The organism is Bradyrhizobium sp. STM 3809, from assembly GCF_000239795.1.
Lineage (GTDB): Bacteria > Pseudomonadota > Alphaproteobacteria > Rhizobiales > Xanthobacteraceae > Bradyrhizobium.
Map to the genome: position 1 here is coordinate 1 of NZ_CAFJ01000064.1, position 5,652 is coordinate 5,652.

Below are 5,652 nucleotides of genomic sequence, written 5' to 3' on the forward strand. Positions count from 1 at the left end.
CTGCATCGTCGTCCCCGCGAACGCGGGGACCCATGTCGCGTGATGCCTGAAGCGCGCAGGCGGCGCATTGCGCGCGCCTCACTGCATCCGGTGGCTACGGGTGACGGATCTGCGTTCGCCGCCGCGCTGCGTCGGCGAGCTTGTCCGGGACGACAGCAGGGGAGACGGCGCGAGTCTTTCGCCTCGCTGCCAGGGGGCGATGACGTCCGTCCCGTCACGCCACCTTGACGCGGAGTCTCATTTTGTTTTTTGCACGTGCGATCGGGCAGCACGACTGACGTAGCACTCTGGCGTGCACGCGTCGCGATGCGGCCGCAAATAAGCCGCGTATTCGCCAGCGAATGTCGTTCTCACACCGGCGCATCCCCGCGCAGGATGGCACTTGATGGCTAGTCCTGGCGCGATCCGGTTTGCTGCATTGCCAATGTGGTGCGGGACGTAGGCACGCCGTGATCGGGAGGGCGTCCCTTGCCATGCATTCACAGCGGTACAATTCGACGTTAGGTTGAGCTGCCTCTCGTCCCGTCGACACACGGCGCATCATACGAGCTCGGCGTAGCGGCAGACGATCCGGCGAAGGCGGCGCGCGACAACGCGGCGGCCACACATCAAGAACGTAGCGGAGGAAGTGCCATGATGAAGCAACGGAGACGTCTGGCTGCGCCCATCGCGCTTGCCATCACCACGACACTGGCCGCGTCGGCGGCCGCGGCACAAACGGTCGATACGGCACGCATCGAAGCCGGCGGCCAGAACGATTGGCTGACCTATCACGGCTCCTACAAGTCCTATCACTACAGTCCGCTGGCGCAGATCAACGCCAGCAATGTCGGCAATCTCGGCGTGGCCTGGATCCACATTCCTGGCCGGTCGACGCGCGGCCTGCAATCGATGCCGCTCGCGGCCGACGGCGTGCTCTACTACACGGGTTCCTACAGCCGCGTGTTCGCGCTGAACGGCGCCACCGGCGAGGTGATCTGGTCGTACTTCCCGGAGCTGGACGAGGCACTGGTCGCGCGCCAGACCCACTCGCCGTACAACCGCGGCGTCGCGATCGGCGACGGCAAGGTGTATGTCGGCACCATGGACGGGCGGCTGATCGCGCTCGACATGAAGACCGGCAAGGTCGCCTGGGACACCAAGCTGATCGATTCGCAGAAGCTGACGGTCGGCTTCACCGGCGCGCCGCTCTATGCCAACGGCAGCGTCATCATCGGTGCGCAGGGCGGCGAGTGGCCCGGCCGCGGTCCGATCTTCGGCGTCGATGCCGCGACCGGCGCCAAGAAATGGGAGTTTCTGACGGTCGCCGGCACCGACGAGGCGCAGAAGACCTGGGGCAATGATTCCTGGCGCACCGGCGGTGGCGGCGGCTGGATGCCGGGCAGCTATGACAGCGAGACCAAGACGATCTGGTGGGGCACCGCCAATCCGGCGCCGCTCTACGACTGGTCGGGCGGCGACTGGAAGACGCAGGGCGCGCGACCCGGCGACAATCTCTATACGTCGTCGGTGATCGGCCTCGATGTCGACAGCGGCAAGCTCAAATTCCATCACCAGGAGCTGCCGCACGATGCCTGGGACTTCGACAGCGCGGTCGGCGAATTCCTGATGCTCGATCGCGACGGCAAGAAGCTGACGGTGCATCCGAACAAGAGCGGCTACATCTTCGTCTATGACCGCGAAGCCAAGGTGCAGAACGTCTGGCGCATTACCGAGAACAGCAACTTCGTCAAGAATATCGATCCCAAGACGGGCGAGCTGATCGGACGCCGCGACTTCACCGCCGGCAAGGTGAGCGAGCCGCTGTGCCCGCATATCTCCGGCGGCGTCAGCTGGAACGCCGGCTCCTACAATCCGAAGACGGGCCTGTACTACAAGCTCGGCCAGGAATGGTGCATGACGCTCGACATCGTCAAGACGACGCCGGTGGTGGCGCCGCAGGCGCAGCTGAACATCGGCGCCAACTTCGCGATCGCGAAGCCGCCGGGCGGCGAGATCTATGGCCATCTCGACGCCCGCGACCCCGTCACCGGCGCCAAGAAGTGGGAGGTCCGCTTCCCCGAGCCGCCGCTCGCCAGCGTGCTCTCGACCGGCGGCAACCTCGTGTTCGTGCCGGATTCGCGCGGCACCGTTCACGCCTATGATGCCGAGAGCGGCACCGAGCTGTGGAACCACTCCGACGGCACCGGCCACCAGGGCGGCATCATCAGCTATGCGGTCAATGGCAAGCAATACATCGCCATCACCGCTGGCTTCGGCGGCATGGCGGCCGACGACTATGCGCCGACCTTCGGCGGCGTCTACAAGAGCATGCCAAGGGATGACGGCGCGCTCATCGTCTACAGCCTGAAATAGGCTGCTGCAGATCACGGGGGCCGGGTCGCCGGTCCCCGTGCTCTGGGCAGGCCTATCAACATGGGACACCAGGCTGTGGCCAAAAACCATCCTGGCAGTTAGTTATTCCGTCATGCTCGGGCTTGTCCCGCCTGCGCGGCCGAAGCCGCTTCGGCGCGGCGAAGGCCCGGGCATCCACGTGGTTCTCAGCGTGCCGGCCGACGTGGATGGCCGGGACAAGCCCGGCCATGACGAGGTCGGGACGGACGGGTGCAACTGAACCGGACCTGATTGATGAAACGGGACGCGATGACGTTTGAATCGACCAGACTCGTGTTGACGAATTTGGCGTGGGCCGGAATGGAAAGGGTGCTGAGCGTCACCATGACGCCGGCGCTGCGGGCGGGGATCACCGCCGCCGCGCTGGCTTGTGCCGCGCCGGCCTGGGCGCAGTCAGCGGCGCCGCCGGCCGAGCCGTTCGACGTCCAGCAATTGTTTGCCTCGACCTGCGGCTGGTGTCACTCCGACGCCGGCCGCGTCGCCGGCAAGGGCCCGCAGCTGATGGACTCGCCGCGCAGCGACGACTTCATCCGCAACCGGATCAAGGTCGGCAAGCCCGGCGCGATGCCGGCGTTCGGCGAGACCTTCACCGACGCGCAGATCGATGCGATCATCGCCTATATCCGCGCCTTGAAGCCGGATTAGTTCTTCGGCCGTGTGACGAGGGAAACGACCAATTGCAGTCTCGATGTCATTCCGGGGCCATCGTCGAGGGGCGGGCGCGCAGCGCCGGCGCCTCGGCGATTGAACCCGGAATCTCGAGATCCAGGGACGCAAAACAAGTTCGGGATTCCGGGTTCAAGGATTCCGGGTTCAAGGCCTGGCGGCCTTGCCCCGGAATGACGTTGGTTGGAACGCAGCGGGCCCCGCGCCGCAAACTGCAGTGAAAGTCCATCCTGTTGGGGACCACGCCATGATACGATTGTTCGCGCTGATCGCCGCCACGCTCGGCCTTTGTCTTGACCTCAACGGCCTCGCCGAAGCGCGCTCGCTCGACGCCATCCGCTCGCTCGGCCAGATCGGGCTGTGCGCGCATCCCAATTCGCTGCCCTTCGCGAGCAAGGCCGGCGACCCGCCCGGCTTCCAGGTCGAGATGGGCCAGGCGCTGGCGCGCGAACTCGGGGTGTCGCTGCGTCTCGACTGGATCATCACGATGTTCCAGATGCGCGCCGCCGGCTGCGACCTCGTCATGGACGTCATCGCCGATCCCGAGGCGCTGGAGGAAACCCGGCTGAAGACCACCAAGCCGTATTATCACACGGGCGTCGCACTGGCGGTGCCGCAGGGGAGCAAGCTCACCTCCATCACGGGCCTCGACCAGACCACCAAGGTCGGGGTGCAGGTCGGGTCGGTCGCGGCGATGCTGATCAGCCAGCGCCAGGTGCCGATCTCGACCTTCGGCTTCGAGATCGACAGCCTCGATGCGCTCGCCAATCACGAGATCGCTGCCGCGGCGGTGACGCCGGCCAACGCCGCCTATTACAACCAGACCCATCCGGACAAGCCGCTCCGCATCATCGCCCTCGACGACACCGAGCCGAGCCTCGGCTGGAATGTTTCCATCGGCATGGTCCGCCCGGACGACGCGCTGCGTGAGGCCATGGAGACGGCGCTGGCCCGCCTGCGCGCCGACGGCACCGTCCAGCGCATCTACGCCCGCTATGGCGTGACCTTGCAGCAGCCGAAGTAGGTGTGAGTGCGGCGCGCCTTATCAACGAAGGGCTGGCGCTTCTGTTTTGTGCGAGGCTGGCGCCTCATCCACGGGTGTCGTCCCCGCGAACGCGGGGACCCATACCGCGTGATCTCTGGAATGGGCAGGCGGCCGGTACCGCGCGCCTCACGACGGCCGGTGGTTATGGGTCCCGGATCAGCGCCCACCGACGCGTTGCGTCGGTGGGCTTGTCCGGGACGACAGCCGTGGACGAGGCTATCAGCCGGGCATCTCAGGTGCGGTTGGCCGGCGCGAAGCTTGCGGCCAAAGAGAGCGAACGCTGTAGCTTATCCCTTGTACCCCATCAGCAGCCGCGGCAGCCAGAGCGAGAACGCCGGGACGTAGGTCACGAACATCAGCGCGGCGATCAGCGCGGCGTAGAACGGCAGGATGGTGCGCATGACCGCGCCGACCGAGATGCCGCCGATGGCGCAGCCGACGAACTGCGTCGTGCCGACCGGCGGGGTGTTGAGGCCGAGCGCGCAGTTGATCAGCATCAGCATGCCGAACTGCACCGGATCCATGCCGGCCTTCATCGCGATCGGCAGGAAAATCGGGGTGCAGATCAGGATCGTCGCCGCCATGTCCATGAAGGTGCCGAGCAGGAACAGGATGACGTTGATCAGGAGGAAGATCATCCAGGGCTGCGTCGAGACCTTGCTCATCAGGTCGCCGGCGAAGTCGGCCACCTCGTAGAGTCCCATCAGGTACTGGAACATCGTCGAGACGCCGATCAGCAGCAGCACCACGCCGGTGGTCTTCACCGCCTTGGCCGCGGCGCGCAGGAAGTTGGCCAGGGTCATCGTGCGGTAGATGAAGAACGTCAGCAGGATCGTGTAGGTGACCGCGACGGCGGCGGATTCGGTGGCGGTGAAGACGCCGGAGAGGATGCCCGCCAGGATGATGCCGACGATCAAAAGGCCCGGCAGCGCCGCCGCGAACGAGCGCGCCACTTCCGGCCAGCCGGGAAACTTGCCCGCGGGATAGCCGCGCTTCACGGCGACCGCATAGGCGGCGACGAGCATGCAGACCATCAGCACCAGCGCCGGAAGCAGGCCTGCGGCGATCAGCGCGCCGATCGACACCTTGCCGCCGGCGGCCAGCGCATAGATGATCATGTTGTGGCTGGTCGGCATCAGGGCTCCGACGAGCGAGGCGTGGGTGGTGACGTTGACGGCGTAGTCGGTGTCGAACCCTTCCTTCTTCATCATCGGGATCATCACCGCGCCCATCGCCGAGACGTCGGCGACCGGCGAGCCGGAGACGCCGCCGAACAGCGTACAGGCGACGACGTTGGACATGCCGAGCCCGCCACGGATGTGGCCGACGAGGTTCTTGGCGAGCTGCACGATCTTGTCGGCGACGCCGCCATGAAGCATCAGCTCGCCGCTGAACACGAAGAACGGGATGGCCAGGAACGAGAAGATGTTCATCCCCGACATCATCTGCTGGAAGATCACCGCGACCGGCAGGCCTTCATAGAGAATGGTGCAGATGGCGGAGAGCCCGATTGCGAACGCGACGGGGACGCCGAGGATCAGGAAGCC

4 protein-coding genes are annotated in these 5,652 nt (G+C 65.9%); 3 read left to right on the forward strand and 1 reads right to left on the reverse strand.

Annotated features, from left to right (window positions below):
* Positions 1-633: 633 nt before the first annotated feature.
* The 3 genes from BRAS3809_RS03025 to BRAS3809_RS03035 all read left to right on the forward strand — a co-directional run bounded on the left by BRAS3809_RS03025 (position 634) and on the right by BRAS3809_RS03035 (position 4,084).
* Complete coding sequence (locus BRAS3809_RS03025) at positions 634-2,355, forward strand: pyrroloquinoline quinone-dependent dehydrogenase (RefSeq protein WP_008960627.1); 1,722 nt, start codon at positions 634-636, stop codon at positions 2,353-2,355.
* A 339-nt stretch (positions 2,356-2,694) separates the two neighbouring features.
* Positions 2,695-3,039: a c-type cytochrome gene (locus tag BRAS3809_RS03030; RefSeq protein WP_170323246.1), complete on the forward strand. Its 345-nt coding sequence runs from the start codon at positions 2,695-2,697 to the stop codon at positions 3,037-3,039.
* A gap of 268 nt (positions 3,040-3,307) precedes the next feature.
* Positions 3,308-4,084 carry a substrate-binding periplasmic protein gene (locus BRAS3809_RS03035; protein WP_008960630.1) on the forward strand — a complete coding sequence of 259 codons (777 nt, stop codon included), beginning with the start codon at positions 3,308-3,310 and terminating at the stop codon, positions 4,082-4,084.
* Between the two features lie 308 nt (positions 4,085-4,392).
* Here the strand turns inward: BRAS3809_RS03035 and BRAS3809_RS03040 are convergent.
* Positions 4,393-5,652 (reverse strand): TRAP transporter large permease (locus BRAS3809_RS03040; protein ID WP_035655150.1); only part of this gene is annotated, 1,260 nt, incomplete at its 5' end.